The following is a 20,299-nucleotide window of genomic DNA, read 5'->3' on the forward strand; positions in this document are numbered from 1 at the left end:
GCCGTCGTACGACGGCTTAGCACTCGCGATGGTGCGGTAACAGCAATCTGAAGGAGGTATATCCCCTTTAAAATTAAATCGTACTTTTAGATCCCCGCGGCTTCACAAGCAGCCGATACGCCCAAACCGAATTGACGAGCATGAAGAAGGCGGACACGATGAACAGCCCTTCGATGCCGATGACGCCGGACAACGCGCCGCCAACGACCGGTCCGATCATATTGCCAAGTGCGAGCGAGCTGCTGTTGAAGCCGAACGCTCGGCTCTCCTGTCCGTCCGGCGTATAGCGGCGAATGAGCGCATTGACCGACGGGATGAGCCCGCCGACGAAGCAGCCGAGCAGGAACCGGCAGACGAGCAGCTGCGGCACGTTCGTGACGAACGCCTGCGGAATGAACATGAGGCCGGAGCCCAGCAGCGAGAAGATGAGGACGCGCGTCGATCCGACCCTATCGCTCAGCCGCCCGAGCAGAGGCGCGGAGAACATATTCGAGAAGCCGGTCACGGACCCGACAAGTCCTGCCCAGAACGCCAGGTCAACCGTCGTGCCGTGCAGATCCTGCACGAACAGCGGAATGAGCGCCATCGGGCTCAGCATCGCGAATTGGATGAGGAACGTCACCGAATAGAGCGCCGGCAGCTGGGGAATGCGGGCCAGATCGCGCAGGCCGCTAAGCATGCTGGCTTGCGGCTTGCGGGCGGCGGCTTCCTTGTCGAACGTCTCCTTCACCATGATCCAGGAGAGTACGGAAGCGAGGAACAGCAGTGAGCCGGTGATGTAGAAGATCGGCCGGAAGCCGAATGAGTCTGCCATGAGGCCGCCGATCAGGGGGCCGAGAATCGTGCCGGCGGTCGCGCCCGATTGGAGCGTGCCCATCGCGAAGCCGGTTCTCTCCCGGGGAGCGGCGGATGAGATAAGCGCGACGGCGGCGGGGACGAAGCCGGAGATAATGCCGTTCACCATGCGCAGCAGCAGCAGCTGCCATGGCGCCGTTGCGAAGCCCATGAGCACAATGACGAAGGCCATGCCGAAGCCGGAGCGCAAGAGCATCATTTTCCGGCCATAACGGTCCGACATCTTGCCCCAGAACGGCTGGAAGAAGAACGACGTCACGAAGTTCGCTGCGAAAATAAGGCCGCCCCAAACGCCGATCGCGTGCTCGCCCTCGACGCCGAGGTCTTGCTGCAGATATAAAGTCAGGAATGGCGTGATCATCGTCATGCCGGCCATCACCATAAAGTTGCCAAACCATAGGACAGCCAAATTCACTTTCCAGCGTTGCAAGCCGGTCACCTTCTCGTCTATTATCTATGTTGAATACTTACTGCTAAGTTAATTTTATAACCAGTATATCATATGAAGAGAGGCCGTCCGGCAACCGCGAGGTTTGTCAAACTATTGTCATAGTCCGCAGAAGCTAACGGCTTGTGAGTCTATCCCAAAAGGGGCATAATGGTTCTTATAGTGTTATCAAACCAAGTCGCGAAGGGGCATAATCTGCATGAACGACCGATTCTTGCGCGCTTGCCGAAGCGAGCACACAGACCGCGTGCCTGTCTGGTACATGCGCCAAGCGGGACGGTACGACCCCGAGTATCGGAGAATCAAAGAGAAATATTCGCTGCTCGAAATATGTCAACAGCCGGAGCTGGCCGCGGAAGTCACGATGATGCCCGTGCGCAAGCTGGGCGTGGACGCCGCCATTCTGTATTCGGATATTATGAATCCGGTCGCTTCGATCGGCATCGACTTCGACATCGTGAAGGATGTCGGACCTGTCATTCATAACCCTGTGCGCACGGCGGCGGATGTCGACAAGCTGCGTCCGATCGACGTGGAAGGCGACCTGCCGCACGTGCTGGAGACAATCCGCATTCTTCGGCGCGAACTGGACGTTCCGCTGATCACGTTCGGCGGCGCGCCGTTCACGCTGGCGAGCTACATCGTGGAGGGACGCCCGTCCAAGTCCTACATGAAGACGAAGGCGCTCATGTATACCGAGCCGGACGTCTGGCATCGGCTGATGGGCAAGCTGTCGGCGATGGCGGCTGAATACTTGCGCGCGCAAGCGGCAGCCGGTGCCCAAGCCGTTCAGCTGTTCGACAGCTGGGTAGGGGCGCTCGCGCCGCGCGACTTCCAGGCGTTCGTGCTGCCGCACGTTCAATCGATCTTCGATCGGCTGGAAGGCGTCGATATTCCGAAAATCTACTTCCCCGGCGTCAGCTCGGGCGAGCTGCTGCCGCATCTGACAGAGCTTAAGGCCGATGTCGTCGGTCTCGACTGGCGGATGCCGATCGCCGAGGGACGCCGCCGCACGGAAGGGCGGTTCGCCGTCCAAGGCAATCTCGACCCGTACGTGCTGACCGCCCCGATGGAGGTCATTCGCGAACACGCTCGCCGCATACTGGACGAAGGCATGCGGGAGCCGGGGTATATTTTCAACCTGGGCCATGGCTTGTTCCCTGAAGCTTCGCTGGACAAACTCCGGGAGCTGACGGAATTCGTTCATACTTATTCGGAACAGCGGCTAAGAGAGGGAGTGTCATCATGAGTCAGGAGTCCGCTCCAATCGGCGTGCTGGTCATGTCCTACGGTACGCCGGAGAACATGGAAGGCATCGAGGCTTATTATACGCATATCCGCAGGGGGCATCCTCCGACGGCGGAGCAGCTGGAGGATCTCACAAGCCGCTATCGTTCGATCGTCGGCGGCGTGTTCCCGCTGCGGGCGAATACGAACCGCCAGGTCGAAGCGCTGCAGCGCACGCTGGATGAACTGGCGGGCGAAGGGCGCTACAAGTGCTACCAAGGGCTGAAGCACGCCGCTCCGTTCATCGAAGACGGCGTAGCCGCGATGGCTGCTGACGGCATCAAGGAAGCCGTCTCGATCGTGCTGACGCCGCAATATTCGTCGATGAGCGTCGGCGGCTATGTCAAGCGCGCGAAGGAAGAAGCCGAGAAGCATGGCATTCGCCTCGCGGCGATCGAGAGCTATCATCTGCATCCCGAGCTGATCTCCGCGCTGGCGAAGCGGGTGAAGGCGGGGATTGACCGTTTCGGGGAGGATCGCGAGAACGTGCTCGTGTTGTTCAGCGCGCATAGCCTGCCGGAGAAGATCGTCGAGATGAAGGATCCGTATCCGGAGCAGCTGCTCGAGACTTCGCGCGCCGTCGCAGAACAAGCGGGCATCAGCCGCTGGCAGTTCACGTGGCAGAGCGCGGGGCAGACCGGCCAGAAGTGGCTCGGGCCGGACATTCTGGAGACGATCGACTCGTTGTCGCGCGAAGGCGTGAAGAACGTGTTCGTGGCGCCGGTCGGCTTCGTATCGGACCACCTGGAGGTGCTGTACGACCTCGATATCGAAGCGCGCAAGTTCGCCGCGGAGCGGGGCATGCGCCTGGAGCGGATCGAGATGCTGAACAACGATTCGCAGTATATGAAGGCGATGGCGGAGACGATTCTTGGGGCTGCCGTTGTGCTGAAGCTCTAAACGCGGCGGCAGTGCCGGGTCAGCCGGTTGACGAGCCGGCCGCAGAGTTTAGGCGGACTAGTTGTACGGTTTACTATCTAAGGGAGAGTGGCGTGAATGAGACGGGATGTCAGACGGGTGGCGGTACTCGGAGGCGGCATCACCGGCCTGAGCGCCGCTTTTTATTTGAAGCGGATCGCGAAGGAGCAAGGCCGGAATATTGAAGTGACGGTTCTCGAGAAGTCGGACCGCTTCGGCGGCAAGGTGAATACGCTGCGCAAGAACGGCTTCGTCATCGAGCGAGGACCGGATTCGTTCCTCGGACGGAAGCTGCCGATGCTGCGGCTCGCCCGCGAGCTGGACTTGCTGGATGAGCTTGTCGGCACGAATCCGCAAGCGACGAAGACGTATCTCGCCTATGGCGGCGCGCTGCATCCGATGCCGAAGGGGCTGAATCTCGGCATCCCGAACGATCTCGGCGCGTTCGCGCGCAATAGCGTCGTCTCGCCGCTCGGCAAGCTGCGGGCGCTCGACGAGCTGCGTCTGCCGCCGAAGACGGACGACGGCGACGAGTCGGTCGGCGGCTTCTTGGAGCGGAGGCTGGGCCGCGAGATGGTCGAGCGGATCGGAGAGCCGCTGCTCGCGGGCATTCATGCCGGCGACTTGTACAAGCTGGGGTTGAAGGCGACGTTCCCGCAATTCGCGGAGATGGAGCGCAAGTACGGCAGCGTCATCCGCGGCATGATCGAGGCGCGGAAGAAGGCGCCTGTCGCGGGCGCGAAGGCAGCTGAGGCAAGGTCGGCGGCGGTCGGCGGGGCGAAGATTCCGCCGACGGCGTTCCTGACGTTCCGCCGCGGGCTGTCGACGCTGATCGAAGCGCTCGAAGAGCGGCTGCGCGCCGAAGGCTGCGAGCTGCGGATCGACGCGGAGGTGACCGCGATCCGCAAGCCGGCGGATGGCGCGGGAGGGGCGGAGGCGGCTGCCGGGAAGGCAACTGCAGAGATTGGCGCCGATACGCCGGCTGTTGGGGCCGCGAGTGCAGGCACGGCCTATCGCCTCGAGCTGGCGGATGGCAGCGCGGTCGAAGCGGACGCCGTGCTGCTCACGCTGCCGGCGTTCGCGACCGGCTCGCTGCTCGCGCCGCACGTCGATGCCAGCGCGCTGACGACGATGGACTATGCGTCCGTCGCCAACATCGTGCTCGCCTACGACGCGCGCGACTTCGACCACAAGCTGGACGGCTCGGGCTTCCTCGTGCCGCACGGCGAAGGCCGGGCGATCACCGCGAGCACGTGGACGTCGTCCAAATGGGGCAACACCGCGCCGGCGGGCAAGCGGCTCATCCGCTGCTATGTCGGCCATTCCACCGATGCTTCCGCGCTCGACTTGTCCGACGAAGAGCTGACGGCAGCGGTGAAGCGAGACCTGCGCGAACTGATGGGGCTGACGGCCGAGCCGGAGTTCATCGAGATCACGCGCTTGCGCCGCTCGATGCCGCAGTATCCGGTCGGCCATACGGACCGGATCGCCGCGCTCCGGCATGAGCTGGCCGAGCGCTTGCCGGGTATATACGCGACCGGAGCGCCGTTCGACGGCGTCGGCTTGCCCGACTGCGTCGAGATGGCGAAGGCGGCTGCGGAGCAGATGCTGGGAGATTGAGAGAAGCCGCCGCACCGGCAACAATAGACTTTCCGAACGGACCGCGCTGCGGTTATGATCGGAAAGTCTTTTGTTGAGATGGCAGCGGAGATGGGAGCGCCACTGCCACCAAGGCACAAAAAGTGCCTTGTTCGAATACACGCTCGCGCGCCGGCTCTACGAAGGCACAAAAGGTGCCTTGATCGTACACGCACAACGCGCATTACCTCATACAAGGCACAAAAAGTGCCTTGTTCACCCCCGAAACGGCGCGGCTCCGCCACCAAGGCACAAAAAGTGCCTTGTTCGAATACACGCTCGCGCGCCGGCTCTACGAAGGCACAAAAGGTGCCTTGATCGTACACGCACAACGCGCATTACCTCATACAAGGCACAAAAAGTGCCTTGTTCACCCCGAAAAGCCCGCGGCACTGCCACCAAGGCACAAAAAGTGCCTTGTTCGAATACACGCTCGCGCGCCGGCTCTACGAAGGCACAAAATGGACCTCTGTCAAAAAAGTGGACACAATTTTAAGCCATTCTCTTTAGGTTCTTGTAATAATTTTCCTCAAATCGGATAGGGGAAACATAGCCCAAGGATCCGTGAATTCTCTTTCGGTTGTAGAAGAGCTCGATGTACTCAAACATCTTTTGCTGGGCCTGAGCCTTCGTTTTGAATTTCGTGCAGTAAATGAATTCTTTCTTCAGCAGGCTGTGCCAGGACTCGATACAAGCGTTGTCATAGCAGTTTCCTTTGCGGCTCATGCTGGCCTTCATGCCATACGTCTCCAGTCGCTGGCGGTACGCTTCGGACGCATACTGTGATCCCCGATCGGAATGGTGTAACAGCCCTTTAGCGGGCCTGTGCGATGTGTAGGCCATCTCCAGTGCATTCAGCACCAAATCGGTCGTCATGCGATCGGCTAGCCGCCAGCCGGCGATCTTGCGCGTGTACAGGTCCATGACGCTCGCCAAATACAACCGCCCTTCACGACACGGCACATACGTGATATCTGTAACCCATACGCTGTTCGGCTCCAGCACATGAAACTTCTGATTTAGTGTGTTCGGCGCGATATCGAAGGGGTGGTTGGAGTCCGTAGTGCAGACGCGGAATTTCTTCGACACGCAGGATCGCCAGCCGTTTTCACTCATGATCTCTCCTACGAGACGCTCCGAGATGCATTTGCCTTCCTGCTTCAACAGTTCTGTGATTTTGGGCGCACCGTAGCGCTTGCTGGAGTCGAAGTAGTCAACCCACCAACCCATTCCGCCGTCGCACCGCTCGGGAGGAGCCTTCCCTCTCCCAATCGTCAGATGGCTCTAGTCCAGCAACTGCCAATCACCTCGACTGTAGATTTTTATCCCCCCATTAGCCGATCGCTCTCTTAATCCGCTGCCGGCTCCTAACTATAATGGATATGTAGGAAGCGTCTTCCTGCTATAATGAGGTGGATTGGACGGATGAGAGGGTGGGCTAGAGGCCGATGAGCTTGGGAAGACGCGTGTTTACCGCTTTTTTGGTGTTTATCATCGTGCCATTATTCGTGCTTGGCACCGTATCCTACCTTGTCTTCCAGCATATCACCCAAGAGAAATATACCGAGCAGCTAGAGCTGTCGATGAACGCGATCGGGCGGAACATCAACAATATGATCCGGGAGGCGAACTATTTCTCGGACTTCTGGGTGACGACCAAGGACAGCGTCGAGAGCGTCGATCAGTCGTTCCGGGGCGAGGGCTTGGCGGCAACCGCGGCCGGGGACGACGATCCGTATTACCAGGAGATGATCGAGAACGAGAAGCTGAGCCAGCGCGTGCTGCTGACGTATCCGGGCATCAAATCCGTCTCGCTCTATCGGGAGAACGGCGGGTTGGTTAATGTGAATTTTATTAAGGATACCCCTTTCTCATTCGATGTGCTGAAGAACGATCCGATCTACCAGGAAGTATTGCGGAAGAACGGTTCGCCGGTCTGGATCGGGCCGAACGAGGATATGGCGCTGACGGGCCCCAACAATCTGTTCACGCAGATTCGGGTGCTGCTCGACATTGATACGCTCAAGAGCAAAGGCATTCTGGTTATTCGCTTCTCGATGAACGAGCTGGATCGAACATTCGAATTCTACAATACCGGAGCGAGCGATAATCGCCGGTATCTGATCGTCGGGCGCGGAGGCACCGTCGTGTATGACAGCGGCGCCTCTCTGGAAGGGCAGAACTTCTATCTGAACGCCGATCCGAACGCCAAGCTGGACCTAGCGCAGAACTTCGAGAGCGTCAAGATGAAGTTTCTCGGGCAGAAGAGCTTGGTCAGCGTCCACAACCTTGGCGACATTAAGCGTCTTGGGGTCGGGGATTGGACGCTCGTAACCGTCACGGATTGGAAGTACTTGTCCGGCGGCCAGACGGCCGTGCTCGGCTGGGTGGTCGGCATTACGATGGCTTCGCTCGCTTGCGCGCTCTTCTTCAACCTGATGTTCGTCCGGCGGATGATCGGCTTCATCGTCCGGGTTGTCGGCGCGATGCGGAGGGTTGAACGAGGCGACCTGTCGGTGAGGGTGCCGATCGCCGGCAACGACGAGACCGTCATTCTGGCGAAGGGCTTCAACAGTCTGGTCGAACGGGTATCGGAGCTGCTGAACGATGTGACGAAGGAGCAGCTGCGCAAGCGCAAGGCCGAGATGATGCTGTTGCAGGCGCAGATCAAGCCGCACTTCCTGTTCAATGCGCTGGAATCGATCAACATTCTGGCGGTGCAGAATGAAGGGCGCAAAGTCAGCAAGATGGTGCAGCGGCTGGCGAACATTTTCCGAATCAGCATCCAGCAGCGGGAAGTGATCCGGATCGATCAGGAGCTCGAGCATCTGCGAAGCTATCTGGAGATTCAGAAGTTCCGCTTCGAGGACTTGTTCGAATTCGAGATCGAAGTGCCCGAGGAGCTGCTAGGCTACGAGATTCTGAAGCTGACGCTGCAGCCGCTCGTGGAGAACAGCATTCAGCACGGCTTCGAAGGCATTGACTATTTAGGCAGGATCAAGGTGAGCGCCAAGGAAGAGGGCGGCAATATCGCCTTCTTCGTGGAGGACAACGGCATTGGCATTCCGCAGGAGCGGCTCAGCTACTTCTCGGCAAGCGGCATGACGTCGTTGGAACGAATGTACGAGGAATCTCCCGAGACGGGCGAACGCCGCGGACTGGGCGTCGGGAACGTGGCCGATCGTCTGCGTATTCACTACGGGCCGGGATACGGACTGCTGCTGTGCAGCTCTCCTGGCCAAGGAACCGTCATCAAGTGTCTCATACCGAAGATTGCGGGAGGGAGAACGAATGAAGCTGAAGGTTCTGCTGGCAGATGACGAGATCCCTATTCTCAAAAATCTGCAGATCGTCGTCCCGTGGGAGGAGCTCGGTCTTGAAGTGATCGGGACGGCGAAGAACGGGGAGATCGCGCTGGAGCTGGCGAGAGAGCATCGCCCGCACCTTATTCTGTGCGATATCCGCATGCCGGTAATGGACGGCATCGAGTTCTTGAAGGCGCTGCGAGAATTCGATTCAGACACCGAAGTGATCATGATGACCGGCTACCAGGACTTCAGCTATGTCCGCTCCGTCATTCGCTACGAGGTTCGGGATTATGTGCTGAAGCCGATCGATTACGAGGAGCTGGCTCAGACGATCAGCCGTCTAGCTAGCGGCATTCGCGAGCGGAGCGAGGAACAGCAGTCGATTCAGCGCGAATGGCGGCAGGTGTTCCACCTCGCTTATGAGAAGGTGCTCTACGATCTGCTGAACGACGTCGGCGGAAATAGCTCGAAGCCGTTCCTTCCATACCGCGGGCTTGGCGGGGATGAACTGAACTTCGTCATGATGTTGGTCGATGTCGAGGAATATTCACGGAAGGAATGGTTGTGGAACGAGAAGGAGCGGAAGCTGTGGAACTTCGCCATTCATAATGTTCTTCAAGAGAATCTGCAATCGTTCGAGGTGCCTCACTCGGTGCTGCAGGTGCGGAGCGGCGAGTGGTGCGTATTGATCGAACTGGAATCGCCGGACGTATTCGAGCTGGAGCAGTGCCGCGCTTGGGCGGCCGAGCTTCGCCAGGCGGTCGGACGCTACCTGAAGCTGGGCATCCGGGTTGCGCTGCATGCGATGCCGGTCCCGCTCGAGCGGCTCGCGCGCGTCTACAAGCAGCTGCAGCGATCGCTCCATCTGGAGAGAAGCTCGGATGGCGGCATCCTCGTGCCGGTGCGCTCGACGAAGGGGCTGCAGGAAGAGACGCAGAAGCTATGGGACCGGATTGAGGAGATGGTAACCGGGCTGAAGCGCTGCGACCGCCGGAAGACCGAGACGGCGCTTAAGGATTTGAATGAGAGCTTCCTCCGCCTGCCTGAGACTTCGATTGAACGGGTGGAGCCGATCCTCCATTACATCTGCCTCCACTTGATCCGGGAGATGCGTTCGATGGATGTCATCGGCAGACAGGACGAGATGGACTATTGGAGCCAGATCGACCGCAGTCCCGGCATTCGGGAGACGCTGGCGCTGATCAACAGGCTCGTCGATCAATCCATCACCAGCGTGATGAAGAAGAAGACGAGCGATGTCCTGATGCTGTCGGCCAAAGATTATATCGAACGCAATTTGTCCTCCGATCTGAGCATCGATATGCTGGCCGATTATTTGGGCATCAGCGGCAGCTACTTTAGCTTGCTTTTCAAGCAGCATTTCGGCGACACCTTCGTCGAATACGTGACGAAGCAGAGGATGGAGATGGCCAAGTCGATGCTCGCGCTAAGCGACAAGAGCGTGACGCACATCGGCCAGATGGTCGGCTACGGGGAGCGGAGATACTTCACCCGTGTCTTCAGCAAGTACACGGGCATGCTTCCGTCGGAATACAGGGAGCGGGCCCATCAGCGGCCGCAAGAGCCGATCTTGTCCGGTTGGACGGCGAAGGAGAATGGTTCATGACGATGGAGAAGCAGTCTTGGCGGCAGATGAGCTTGAAGGAGAAGGTTGGCCAGCTGTTCGTATGCGGATTCGCCGGCTATGAGCCGACGGAAGGCATTCGGGAGTTGATTCGCGATTACGGGCTAGGCGGCATCGTCTTCTTCCGGCGCAACCTGCTCGATGCCTCTCAAGTGAAGCGGCTGACGGCGGCGCTTCAAGCCGAAGCCCCGTCGCCGCTGTTCATCTCCATCGATCAGGAAGGCGGCATGGTGGTGCGCTTGGAGGCAGGCGTGACGGTCATGCCTGGCGCGATGGCTGTCGGCGCCGCGGGCAAGGACGACTGGGCGTACGCAGCCGCGCTCTGGTCGGGAGCGGAGCTGCGGGGGATCGGCGTGAACATGAACTTCGCGCCGTGTCTCGATGTGAACAACAATCCGGCCAACCCGGTCATCGGCGTTCGCTCGTATGGGGAGGATCCCCAACATGTCGCGAAGCTGGGAATCGCCGCGATCCGCGGCTACCAGGAGAGCGGAGTGGCCGCGGTCGCGAAGCATTTCCCCGGGCACGGCGATACGGCCAGCGACTCCCATCTGGAGCTGCCGGTCGTTCCGCATCGACGGGACCGGCTCGATGCGGTGGAGCTGCTGCCGTTCCGCGCCGCGATTGAAGCAGGCGTGGACGCGATCATGACCGCGCATGTCGTCTTCCCGGCATATGAGTCCGACGGCGTGCCCGCTACGCTGTCCCGGCGGATTCTGACCGGCCTGCTGCGGGACCAGCTTGGCTACGAAGGCGTTGTCGTTACCGATTGCTTGGAGATGAACGCGATCGCGGAGACGATCGGCGTTGCTCGCGGCGCGGTCGAAGCGGTGAAGGGCGGCGCCGACCTCGTGCTGGTAAGCCATCGCTTGGACCGCCAGATCGCCGCGCTCGAAGCCGTCTACGAGGCGGCGCTGGCCGGCGAGATTCCGGCGTCGCGCATCGATGATGCCGTGGCGCGGGTATGGGAGCTGAAGCGTCGCCGCGGCCTGTTCGACCCTGCATTGCCGGTTCAACCTAACCGCATCCAGGCAGAGAAGACGGCAAAGCGAATCAGCGAACAGGCGGTGACGGTCGTGCGAGGGGCGGAAGCGCTGCCGCTGGACCGCGGGTCGCGCGTGCTCAGCGTGTGGGCGGAAGCGAGAGTGGGCACCGAGGTGGTCGAGGTGATCGAACAGGAGCGGACGCTGGGCTTCGCCCTCCGTGAGGAAGGCTTCCAGGTGGAGGAGGTTCGCGTCGGGCTGGATCCGGATGACGGCGATTGCGAAGCCGCGCTCAAGCGAACCGAGGAGGCGGATACGATTGTCTTCGCTTCTTATGATGCTGGATTCTCGACCCGTCAAGCTGAATTGATCCGGTGTCTAGCCCGGTTGGATGGGAGACGCCTCGTCCTTGTCGCGACTCGTACGCCTTATGATTTGCTTGAGATCCCGGACGTGCCGGTATACCTGTGCACATACGAGAACAAGCCGGCTATGATGAGCGCGCTGGCAGGGGTACTCTCCGGAAGATTGCCGGCGAAGGGACGGCTTCCGGTCACGATTGGTTCGTATGCGAAGGGAGAATTTGGCTGATCATTCTTCAATATTTTGATTAACGATGATATACTCAAACCATGAAGAGCAGCTAGACATCTACACGATGCCTAGGCTGCTCTTTGTTGTTGTCTGAGAGGCATTCGACAATATCTTCATTGTTTAATACTTATTGCTAACTATTTAGCGAGTTGATAATCGATTAATAACTGGATTAAAATGGGTTTGTTAACTGGCATTAGAAGGAGGCGCTGCATGAGAATAAAAGATTCATGAAAAGACGGCCAGTTCTATAAAGATAGTAATAGAGATTCGGAAGACTAGAATCGGATTCGGGTTCAAAAAAATGGATAGAAGCGGAGTGAGGCAGTTGGCGAAATCGACGGTGTACCCTTATCAAGGAACGCTAAGCGGAACGATTCGAATTCCACCTTCCAAGTACCACCTCCACCGGGCTCTGATCTTCGGATCGCTAGCCGAAGGAGAGACGGTTATCCATGGCAAATCAGGGGCCCTGCACATCCGCGACACACTCAACTCGCTCCATGATTTTGGCATCTCCATTCGACCGACGCCGGACGGTTATATCGTCAGGGGCGGAAGCTATCGTCCCCGCAATGGCCGTATCCGAGTGGGAAGCTCCGGCTCCACGCTGCAGTTCATGCTCGGGCTGGGCAGCTTGTCCGAGGGAGCCGCTCCCGTCTATAACGGCCACAAGGCGCTTCGGGAACGGCCGATCGGGCCGCTGTTGGAAGCGCTAGGTTCCATGGGCGTCAAGTGGAGCGCGAACCAATACAAGATGCCGGTCGCGATTCAGCCCGGCAGACCGAAGGGCGGCCACGTCCAAATTCCCGGTACGCTCAGCCAATGGATATCGGGCCTGCTCATTCTCGCGCCCTTCGCCGATAAGGACACGATCATTGAGGCGCTTCCGCCTCATAACGAGCTTACATATGTCAAGCTGACGATCGAGATGCAACGGCAATTTGGCATCTTCGTTGAGGAGGACCCAAGCGGCACCCGCTGGCGCGTTCCCGCCGGACAGCGATATAAGCCGGCGGAGATCAGCATCGAACCGGATTTGTCTTCGGCGGCATTCCCGCTGGTGCTCTCCGCTCTCTATCCGTCGGATGTCACGCTGCAAGGCATCGCCGGATTCGGCTCGCATCCGGAGAACAAGGTCTTAGAGATTATAGAGGACTTCGGGGTCAAGCTCGAGTACGACGTGCGGCTGGACGGCGTTCGCATCCGCCATTCGAACTTCCGTCCGATCGGCGGCCGGGAGATCGATATGCGGCATATTCCGGATTTGATTCCGGCTATGTCCGTGCTGGCCTCTCTCTCTCAAGGAAGCACGATTCTTAGAAATATCGGGCCAGGTCGTATGAAAGAGTCTAACCGTGTCAAAGCTATGCTTCAGTTGAACAAGATGGGAGCGCGGATTCGAGAGATTGACGACGATCTCCATATCGAAGGCGTTGATAGACTGACGGGCGCTTCCATATCGACCTACAACGACCACCGCGTTCAGATGGCGTTCACGCTAGCCGCGCTGCGAGCTTCCGATAAGGCCAGTGAGCTGACGTTCCCGAACGCTTATCAAATTTCCTATACCGAATTTTTCGACCACTTGGCTGCGCTTGGCGTTCGATTGGGCCAAGATGCGGCTCAACTGGCAGAGACATATTGAGAGAAGGGATTAGGTGCTTATGATTACGGCGAACACGTATATGACCGAGAGCGATATGCTGTTCTTGAACCGATTCGACATGGCTAATCCGAGAAGGCCAGCGGTCGTCGATCTAAGCGCGCCTAAGACGACCGTCTTGAGCTTCCGGGAGCTGAATAGGCTGGCGGACCGCGCCGCGCAAGGGCTTATTCGGCTGGGCGTCGAGAGGGGAGAGAATGTCGCTTATCTGCTGCCGAACGGCTGGGAGTTCGTAGTACTGACGCTGGCCATCTGGAAGATCGGCGCCGTGGCTTGCCCGATGCTGCCTGCGTTGAGAGAGAGAGAGATTCCTTTCATCATGAACAAATCCAAGAGCAAGGTGCTCATCATTCCGGCGGAGCACCGGGGCTATCGCTACCGGCCGCTGATCGAGAGCATCCGCTCGGAGCTGCCGGGACTCCAAGCGCTGATCGAGATCGAAGCGAGAGATCCGAATGATTCGAAGACTTGTCTCGGCGGCCTCGCGTCCGAGGAGCCGGATCTGGATCGGATCGCGAGCCGCAGGCCGGGAGCCGGTGAAGCGGCGCAGCTGCTGTTCACTTCGGGCACGACAGGCGAGCCCAAAGGGGTTATCCATACGCACGGAACGCTCGCGCACGGATGCTCCGCGCATGCGCACGGACTCGGGCTGACGTCCGAGGATACGATCTGGATCCCGTCTCCGATGGCGCACCAGACTGGCTTCCTGTATGGCATGTCGCTTGCTCTGTATCTTGGCGCCAAGCAAGTCTGCCAAGGGCATTGGGATGCGGGAACGGCCCGAGTCGCCATCGAAGAGCATGGGGCGACGTTCGTCCAGGCGGCCATGCCGTTCCTGGCGGATCTGACCCGCGAGGAGCAGCCCCCGAAGGGGCTGCGCATCTTCATCGCGACCGGCGCTCCGGTTCCGCGCAAGCTGGCGCAGGAAGCGAAGGACCGGCTGTCGTGCAAGGTGGCCGGCGGCTGGGGTTCGACGGAATCGTGCATGATCAGCGTCGGCTCGGTGCGGGAGTACAGCGATTTCTCTTGGAACTCGGACGGGCAAGTCATCGCTGGACGGGAGATGAAGGTGACCGACGAGGACGGGCGCGCGCTGCCGCCGGGTCGAGAAGGGCTATTCAAGGTGCGGACCCCGGCGATGTTCACTGCGTACTTGGATCACCCGGAATGGTATGAAGCGGCGGTCGATGCCGATGGCTTTTTTAACACGGGAGATCTGGCGGTTATCGACGAATTCGGCAATGTGCGGCTGACCGGACGGGTCAAGGATGTGATCAATCGCGGCGGCGTGAAGATACCGGTCGCTGAACTTGAGAACCTGCTCTACCAGTTCGAGCCGATCAAGGACGCCGCGGTCATCGGGATGCCGGATCCGCGGCTGGGCGAACGCATCTGCGCCTATGTGACGCTGATGAATCCGGAGCAGACGATCGGGCTGGAAGATGTGACGTCCTATTTGAAGTCGCAGGGCGTCACGAAGATTTATTGGCCGGAGCGAGTGGAAGTTATCGGGGACATGCCGCGGACGACGACAGGCAAGATTCAGAAGTACGTGCTGCGCAACTGGATCACGGACAAGCTGGAATCGGAACGGCATGGGACGTAGTAGCGCGGGGATCTGCAGGAGAGCAGAGTAAGTGGAGCGGCAACAAGAGAGCAACAGTCAGGGAGCTATGCGCGAGGAGCTGCAGCATGGCAGGAATACTCAGGGGGTGAAGGTGGACAAGCCGGGGCCAATATGCCCCGGCCGCTGTGCGCTTTTTGCATACTATATCTCATTTGGTAGAGGAGAATCGGATATGAACGAAGCGGACTTCCTTAAATTGCAAGAAGAAATAAGAGCTTATGTGAACGGCAGGCTGCGGGAGCTGTCCGTTCGAATCGAAGAGACCGGCGAATGCGGACCCGACATCTGGGAGGAGCTGCGCGAGCGCGGCTATCTGCGCCTTGCCGCACCGAAGGAATACGGCGGGTACGGACTCAGCTTCACGCAATACTTGCAGCTGCTCGAGCTATTCTCTCAATCTCACGGCTCGATCCGAATGGTCGTTCACGTCCTCAACGGCGTCTGGCGGCCGATTGATCTGCTTGCAACCGAGGAACAGCGCGAACGGTTCGTGAAGCCGCTCGTGCGCGGCGAGATCACGGCGGCGTTCACGCTGACGGAGCCGAATGCCGGGTCTGGCGCCGACATTCAGACGTCCGCGCGTCTGGAAGGCGATTCGTATGTTCTGAACGGCGAGAAGTGGCTCATTACGTTCGGTGATACGGCCGACTATCTGATGCTGTATGCGAGAATGGAAGGAACTCGCGGCTACGAAGGAACTCTGGCGCTGCTGGTGCCGCGTCTGGCGGAAGGCGTCGAGATCAACGTCATGCCGCCGACGCTGGGGTTGACGGGGACGGGACACGCCCACATCGTGCTTAGGAATGCGCGCGTGCCGAAGGACCATCTGCTGGGTGAAGTGGGACAAGGGCTGCTTAGCGCGTTGAACGGCTTCCTCGATCCGAGCCGCGTCTGCGTCGGCATGACTTGCGTCGGCTTGGCTCAGCGAGCGTTCGATCTGGCTGTCGAGCGGAGCCGCGAGCGCGTTACGTTCGGCAAGACGCTCAGCCAGCGCCAAGTCGTGCAGACGTGGATTGCCGAGATGGCGACCGACATCGAAGCGGCCCGTCAGCTCGTCATGTATGCGGGCCGGTTGAAGGATGAGGGGACGCTTACGCCGCCGCCGGCTTCGATGGCGAAGCTATACGCGTTAGAGATGCTGCAGCGGGTTACGGATAGAGCGCAGCAGATCTGGGGCGGCATCGGTTATTTCAAGGGCTATGAGATCGAACGAATCTATCGCGACGCGCGCGCGCAGAAATTCGAAGAAGGCACGGCTGAGATCCAGAAGGCGGTAATCGCTAAGCACATCCTGGCGGGAGAGTGAGTCCGATGCGTTCAAGCGTATTGCTCAGACCGGGACGGATCGGAACGCTGGAGCTGAAGCATCGCATTCTGATGGGCGCGATGCATCTGGGCATTGAAGGCCGGCGGGAGACGCTGGAGCAGTTGATCGCCTTCTATCTCGAGAGAGTTCGCGGAGGAGCGGCGCTTATCATAACAGGCAACGTCGCCGTCCTTCCGGAAGGCAGCGGACATGGCATGTTCTGCCTGACGGAGCCTGAGCATCGGCAGCAGTTAAGGGAGCTGGCCGGCGCAATAAGGGAAGCGGGAGGACGAATGGCGCTTCAGCTTACCCACTGCGGGCGTTATTCGCGGCAGGCAGACACCGGGTATGTGCCGAAGGCGCCGAGCGCGATCGCCTCTAGGCTGACGAGGGAGACGCCGGAGGCGATGTCGGGCGAAGATATTGCACGGCTTAAGGAAGCGTTCGCGGACGGGGCGGCTTTCGCCCAGGAAGCAGGCTTCGCCGGCATTGAGATTATGGGCTCCGAAGGCTATCTGCTGAACGAATTTGTCTCGCCGCTGACGAATCGGCGAGAGGATGAATACGGCGGCGACTTCGACAAGCGGTCCCGGCTCTGCCTGGAGGTTGTCGAAGGGATCCGCCGGCGGGTCGGCCGCGGCTTCCCGATCATCTACAGGATGTCGGGAGACGATTGCATGGAAGGAAGCACGACGCCGGAAGAGACGCTGGAATTCGCCCGCAGGCTGGAGGGGCAAGGCGTTGACGCGCTGAACGTTGGGGTCGGCTGGCATGAGTCCAGTCTGCCGACGATCGGCGCGATCGTGCCATCCGGGGCGTTCGCCCACATCGTCGCCGCGGTTCGCAGCGCCGTCAGCATTCCGGTCATCGGCGCGAACCGGATTCATACGCCGGAGGCCGCCGAGCCGCTGCTCTTGCGCGGCGACATGGACTTCATCGCTCCTGCGCGTCCATGGCTGGCGGATTCGGCGTTCGCGAACAAGATCGCCGCCGGCGACCGCGACGGCTTGAACGTATGCGTCTCCTGCAACCAGTCGTGCCTGGACCATTCGATGAGCCATCCGCCTAAGCCGGTCGGGTGCATGGTTAATCCGCGCGCAGGGCGGGAGGCCGAACCGTTCTATATGGCCGTGCGGCCGCTTCGCGTTGCCGTCGTTGGCGGCGGCGTCGCGGGCCTGCAGGCGGCTAAGACGGCGGCGGAGCGCGGCCATCGCGTGACGCTGTTCGAGGCGTCGGATCAGCTTGGCGGCCAGTTCCGCCTCGCGGCGAACATTCCCGGCAAGGAGAAGTTCCTCGAGACGATCCGCTATTACGAAGTCGGCCTGCAACGTCTCGGCGTGACGGTTCGGAAGAACGCTTCTGTTGGTGCGGATGAGCTGAGAGAGCTGGGGTTCGACAGCGTAATCGTCGCAACCGGCGTCGAACCGTTCGTCTCAGATGAACTGGAAGGCGCTGATTCGCCCCACGTTTGCACTTATGCGGACCTATTGTCGGGGGCGCGGCCGTTCGGCCGCCGCATCGTTATCATCGGAGGCGGCGGCATCGGCTCGGATGTCGCGCATTATATCGCCGAGACGCTGCGGACTCGCCCGGATGTGCAATCATTCTTCGAGGAACGAGGTTACGGCTCGAGGCCGGCGTCCGATGTCAAGATCACGCTCGTCTCGCGCTCGAGCAAAGTCGCCAAGGGTGTTGGCCCCACCTCGCGATGGGTGCTGCTTGGCGAGCTTAAGCGTCTTGGGGTTGAGGTGCTGAAGGGCTACCGCTGCTCCTCCATAACCGCCGAAGGCGCATGGGTGGAGAGCGAGACGGATCGGCTGCTTATCCCCGCCGATCAGGTGGTGCTCTGCACCGGCCAGCGCTCGCGAACGAAGCTGGCGGAAGCGTTGGCGGCACAGCTGGAGACGCAAGCGGGGATGGCGCGCTCCGACGGCGGTGGATTGCCGCGTATCGATGCGGGCGTTGCGAGAGTCGATGCAGCGGCAGCGCGGGGTGAGGCGGCAACCGTGCGGGTCGACGCCGGAACGGCTGCGTTAAATAGAGATGCAGAGGCTGAAGCGGCTTGGATGGAGGCGATACCTGCGCGGATGACGGTGGAGCTGGTCGGCGGCGTTCGCGAAGCGGCTGAACTGAACGCCGCACGCGCTATCCGGCAAGCCTATGAGATTGCCTCGAGGATCTAGCGTTATTTTCGACCATACACGTTACTCGAAAGGATGCGATCGAATTGTCCCAATCGTTCAAAGGCAAGAAAGTGCTCATTACTGGCAGCTCTCGAGGCATCGGACGGGCTACTGCCCTAGCATTCGCCATGGAAGGCGCGGATGTCGTCATTCACTACCGCCGCGATGAGGATGCAGCGTACAAGACCGCGGAGGAAGTCCGCGCGCACGGCGTGCAAGCTCTAGTCTGCCGTGCCGAGCTGGAATCTCCGGAGGAGATCGACGCCATGTTCGATACGATCGCGAGCGAGTGGGGAGCGCTTGACGTGTTCATGGCCAACGCCGCAGCGACCGCGTTCAAGCCAGTCATGGAGACGAAGGGTTACCACGTGGACCGGACGTACGAGGTTGTTGTCAAGAGCACGCTGCATGCGGTTCAGCGAGCGGTGCCACTAATGGAAGGCCGGAAGGGGCGCGTCATTACGGTGTCCAGTTTGGGCAGCCGTTTCGCGCTTCCGCGCTACTCGACGATCGGTTCCGCGAAGGCGGCGCTGGAGTCGCTGACGCGTTATCTGGCGGCGGAACTGGGGGAGAAGGGCATCACGTGCAACGTGATCTCGCCTGGCGTCGTGGAGACGGATTCGGTACGCTTCTACGCCAAGGATGAGTTCGAGACGTTCAAAGCGAACGTCATCTCGCGCACGCCAATTAAGCGGCTTACCCAGCCGGAAGATGCGGCGGGACTGGCGCTGTTCCTGGCGAGCGACGCGGCCGAGTTCATCACCGGCCAGGTGATCAACGTCGACGGCGGGCTGACGCTTATCGCCTACGGGTCGGACGGGCGGTAAGGGCGTCGGCTGCGCTTCGACTGGTTTGTCGTAGCTTGGCGGAGGGGGCTCGCTGAGGCGGCTGGATAAGGCTGCTAGCTGAGGCGGATAGTTGGCGGGGCGGCTGCGTTAGCGGCACGATGGCGAATTGCTGGACTGCCGGCACCCTATTGCCGACAGGCTGCTGTCATGTTAACGTAGGTGAAGATGGATTCATTCACTCACTCATATGCCGTTGCGAACGTTTGTTGCGCGTGAAGCACACGCCGCTTGCTCCCTTAAGGGGGCTGGCGGCGTTTCATTTTTTTCGAAGGAGGCGGTTGTTGTGTTTGATGAGGCGTATGCGAAGTTCTGGGCGGAACAGGTGCGGGCGGCGGACGGCCAACGCAAGGAGATGCTGGAGAAGGATCTGACGGGTACGCGGCTGTTGTTGGAGAAGGTGCTGCTGCCTGTGCTCGGCTCGTTCGAGGGGATGGAGCTGGAGTATGAGATCGTGAATTTGTCGGGCGTGAGGCTGTATGGGGACGTGTACCATTATCGGCTGCGGACGGTTTTCGAGGAGGATCACTACACCACCCACGCGGAGAAAATCACGCGCCGGCGCTTCTCCTTCGAGCGGGGACGCGCCAGAACCTTCGCGGTGCTGGGACTGCGGTATTTCCCCTTCAGCCGCGACGAGCTGGAGCAGTTCCCGGAGCTGTGCAGACGGGACTTGAGCGAGCTGATCGCTCGGGCTTCGGGCTATGAGCAGTCGGGGCTGATGCAACGCTCTGTCTACGAGCGGGAATTGCTGCGCTGCGCGCTGCTTCGGCATCGCCCTTTTCGGCTGAGCGATGTTAGCGAGTGGTTGCAGCTGGGTAAAGAGACTTCTCGTAAATTCGTCCGGAATCTTCAGATAGACGGATTCATTGCGGCGCTTGGCGGAGGAGAACACCGATGCCACGAATTCGAGATTACGAATAAAGGCGTCGCTCTTCTGCTTAGTAACAAACTGTAGTACGACCACGCATCAACATCAGGGAATTGCTCGATCAA

General features: G+C 60.0%; 14 protein-coding genes. 12 read left to right on the forward strand and 2 right to left on the reverse strand.

Annotation, left to right across the window (positions count from 1 at the left end):
- Positions 1 to 73: 73 nt before the first annotated feature.
- Positions 74 to 1,285 carry an MFS transporter gene (locus H4Q31_RS19985; protein WP_185180826.1) on the reverse strand — a complete coding sequence of 404 codons (1,212 nt, stop codon included), beginning with the start codon at positions 1,283 to 1,285 and terminating at the stop codon, positions 74 to 76.
- 211 nt (positions 1,286 to 1,496) lie between these two features.
- Here H4Q31_RS19985 and hemE point away from each other — a divergent pair, with 211 nt between their 5' ends.
- From hemE to hemG, 3 genes are all read left to right on the forward strand, one after another.
- Positions 1,497 to 2,552: a uroporphyrinogen decarboxylase gene (gene hemE / locus H4Q31_RS19990; RefSeq protein WP_185180846.1), complete on the forward strand. Its 1,056-nt coding sequence runs from the start codon at positions 1,497 to 1,499 to the stop codon at positions 2,550 to 2,552.
- Positions 2,549 to 3,490 carry a ferrochelatase gene (gene hemH / locus H4Q31_RS19995; protein ID WP_209703657.1) on the forward strand — a complete coding sequence of 314 codons (942 nt, stop codon included), beginning with the start codon at positions 2,549 to 2,551 and terminating at the stop codon, positions 3,488 to 3,490. The genes hemE and hemH overlap by 4 nt, the downstream gene beginning before the upstream one ends.
- 96 nt (positions 3,491 to 3,586) lie before the next feature.
- Entirely contained in the window at positions 3,587 to 5,128 is a 1,542-nt protein-coding gene (gene hemG, locus H4Q31_RS20000; protein ID WP_185180827.1) for a protoporphyrinogen oxidase, read from the forward strand.
- A gap of 510 nt (positions 5,129 to 5,638) precedes the next feature.
- On the opposite strand, the gene H4Q31_RS20005 is transcribed toward hemG, so the two are convergent.
- A complete protein-coding gene (locus tag H4Q31_RS20005) occupies positions 5,639 to 6,376 on the reverse strand; it encodes an IS3 family transposase (RefSeq protein ID WP_185180828.1) in 738 nt (245 codons plus the stop codon).
- 218 nt (positions 6,377 to 6,594) lie between these two features.
- On the opposite strand from H4Q31_RS20005, the gene H4Q31_RS20010 reads away from it, so the two are divergent.
- The 9 genes from H4Q31_RS20010 to H4Q31_RS20050 all read left to right on the forward strand — a co-directional run bounded on the left by H4Q31_RS20010 (position 6,595) and on the right by H4Q31_RS20050 (position 20,261).
- Entirely contained in the window at positions 6,595 to 8,466 is a 1,872-nt protein-coding gene (locus H4Q31_RS20010) for a cache domain-containing sensor histidine kinase (RefSeq protein ID WP_185180829.1), read from the forward strand.
- The gene (locus H4Q31_RS20015) at positions 8,438 to 10,081 is read left to right on the forward strand and encodes a response regulator (protein WP_185180830.1); all 1,644 of its coding nucleotides are present in this window, start codon (positions 8,438 to 8,440) and stop codon (positions 10,079 to 10,081) included. The genes H4Q31_RS20010 and H4Q31_RS20015 overlap by 29 nt, the downstream gene beginning before the upstream one ends.
- Entirely contained in the window at positions 10,078 to 11,673 is a 1,596-nt protein-coding gene (nagZ, locus tag H4Q31_RS20020; protein WP_311771773.1) for a beta-N-acetylhexosaminidase, read from the forward strand. Before H4Q31_RS20015 ends, nagZ begins: the two co-directional genes overlap by 4 nt.
- Before the next feature lie 331 nt (positions 11,674 to 12,004).
- The gene (aroA, locus tag H4Q31_RS20025) at positions 12,005 to 13,324 is read left to right on the forward strand and encodes a 3-phosphoshikimate 1-carboxyvinyltransferase (RefSeq protein WP_185180831.1); all 1,320 of its coding nucleotides are present in this window, start codon (positions 12,005 to 12,007) and stop codon (positions 13,322 to 13,324) included.
- 19 nt (positions 13,325 to 13,343) lie between these two features.
- Entirely contained in the window at positions 13,344 to 14,948 is a 1,605-nt protein-coding gene (locus H4Q31_RS20030; protein WP_245347542.1) for an AMP-binding protein, read from the forward strand.
- A 193-nt stretch (positions 14,949 to 15,141) separates the two neighbouring features.
- On the forward strand, positions 15,142 to 16,275 hold the full coding sequence (locus H4Q31_RS20035; protein WP_185180832.1) for an acyl-CoA dehydrogenase family protein: 1,134 nt from the start codon (positions 15,142 to 15,144) through the stop codon (positions 16,273 to 16,275).
- 5 nt (positions 16,276 to 16,280) lie between these two features.
- Entirely contained in the window at positions 16,281 to 18,458 is a 2,178-nt protein-coding gene (locus H4Q31_RS20040) for an FAD-dependent oxidoreductase (RefSeq protein ID WP_185180833.1), read from the forward strand.
- A 44-nt stretch (positions 18,459 to 18,502) separates the two neighbouring features.
- Entirely contained in the window at positions 18,503 to 19,285 is a 783-nt protein-coding gene (locus H4Q31_RS20045; protein ID WP_185180834.1) for an SDR family oxidoreductase, read from the forward strand.
- 304 nt (positions 19,286 to 19,589) lie between these two features.
- Positions 19,590 to 20,261, forward strand: a complete 672-nt coding sequence (locus H4Q31_RS20050; protein ID WP_185180835.1) for a hypothetical protein — start codon at positions 19,590 to 19,592, stop codon at positions 20,259 to 20,261.
- The last annotated feature ends 38 nt before the right edge of the window (positions 20,262 to 20,299 follow it).

It is taken from the genome of Cohnella lubricantis (genome assembly GCF_014212015.1).
Lineage (GTDB): Bacteria > Bacillota > Bacilli > Paenibacillales > Paenibacillaceae > Cohnella > Cohnella lubricantis.

Coding starts and splice junctions, on each gene's coding strand:
- hemG (WP_185180827.1), top strand. CDS start 3,587: ATGAGACGGGATGTCAGACGGGTGGCGGTACTCGGAGGCGGCATCACC.
- hemH (WP_209703657.1), top strand. CDS start 2,549: ATGAGTCAGGAGTCCGCTCCAATCGGCGTGCTGGTCATGTCCTACGGT.
- nagZ (WP_311771773.1), top strand. CDS start 10,078: ATGACGATGGAGAAGCAGTCTTGGCGGCAGATGAGCTTGAAGGAGAAG.
- H4Q31_RS20015 (WP_185180830.1), top strand. CDS start 8,438: ATGAAGCTGAAGGTTCTGCTGGCAGATGACGAGATCCCTATTCTCAAA.
- H4Q31_RS20010 (WP_185180829.1), top strand. CDS start 6,595: ATGAGCTTGGGAAGACGCGTGTTTACCGCTTTTTTGGTGTTTATCATC.
- H4Q31_RS20005 (WP_185180828.1), bottom strand. CDS start 6,376: ATGGGTTGGTGGGTTGACTACTTCGACTCCAGCAAGCGCTACGGTGCG.
- H4Q31_RS20040 (WP_185180833.1), top strand. CDS start 16,281: ATGCGTTCAAGCGTATTGCTCAGACCGGGACGGATCGGAACGCTGGAG.
- H4Q31_RS20035 (WP_185180832.1), top strand. CDS start 15,142: ATGAACGAAGCGGACTTCCTTAAATTGCAAGAAGAAATAAGAGCTTAT.
- H4Q31_RS20030 (WP_245347542.1), top strand. CDS start 13,344: ATGATTACGGCGAACACGTATATGACCGAGAGCGATATGCTGTTCTTG.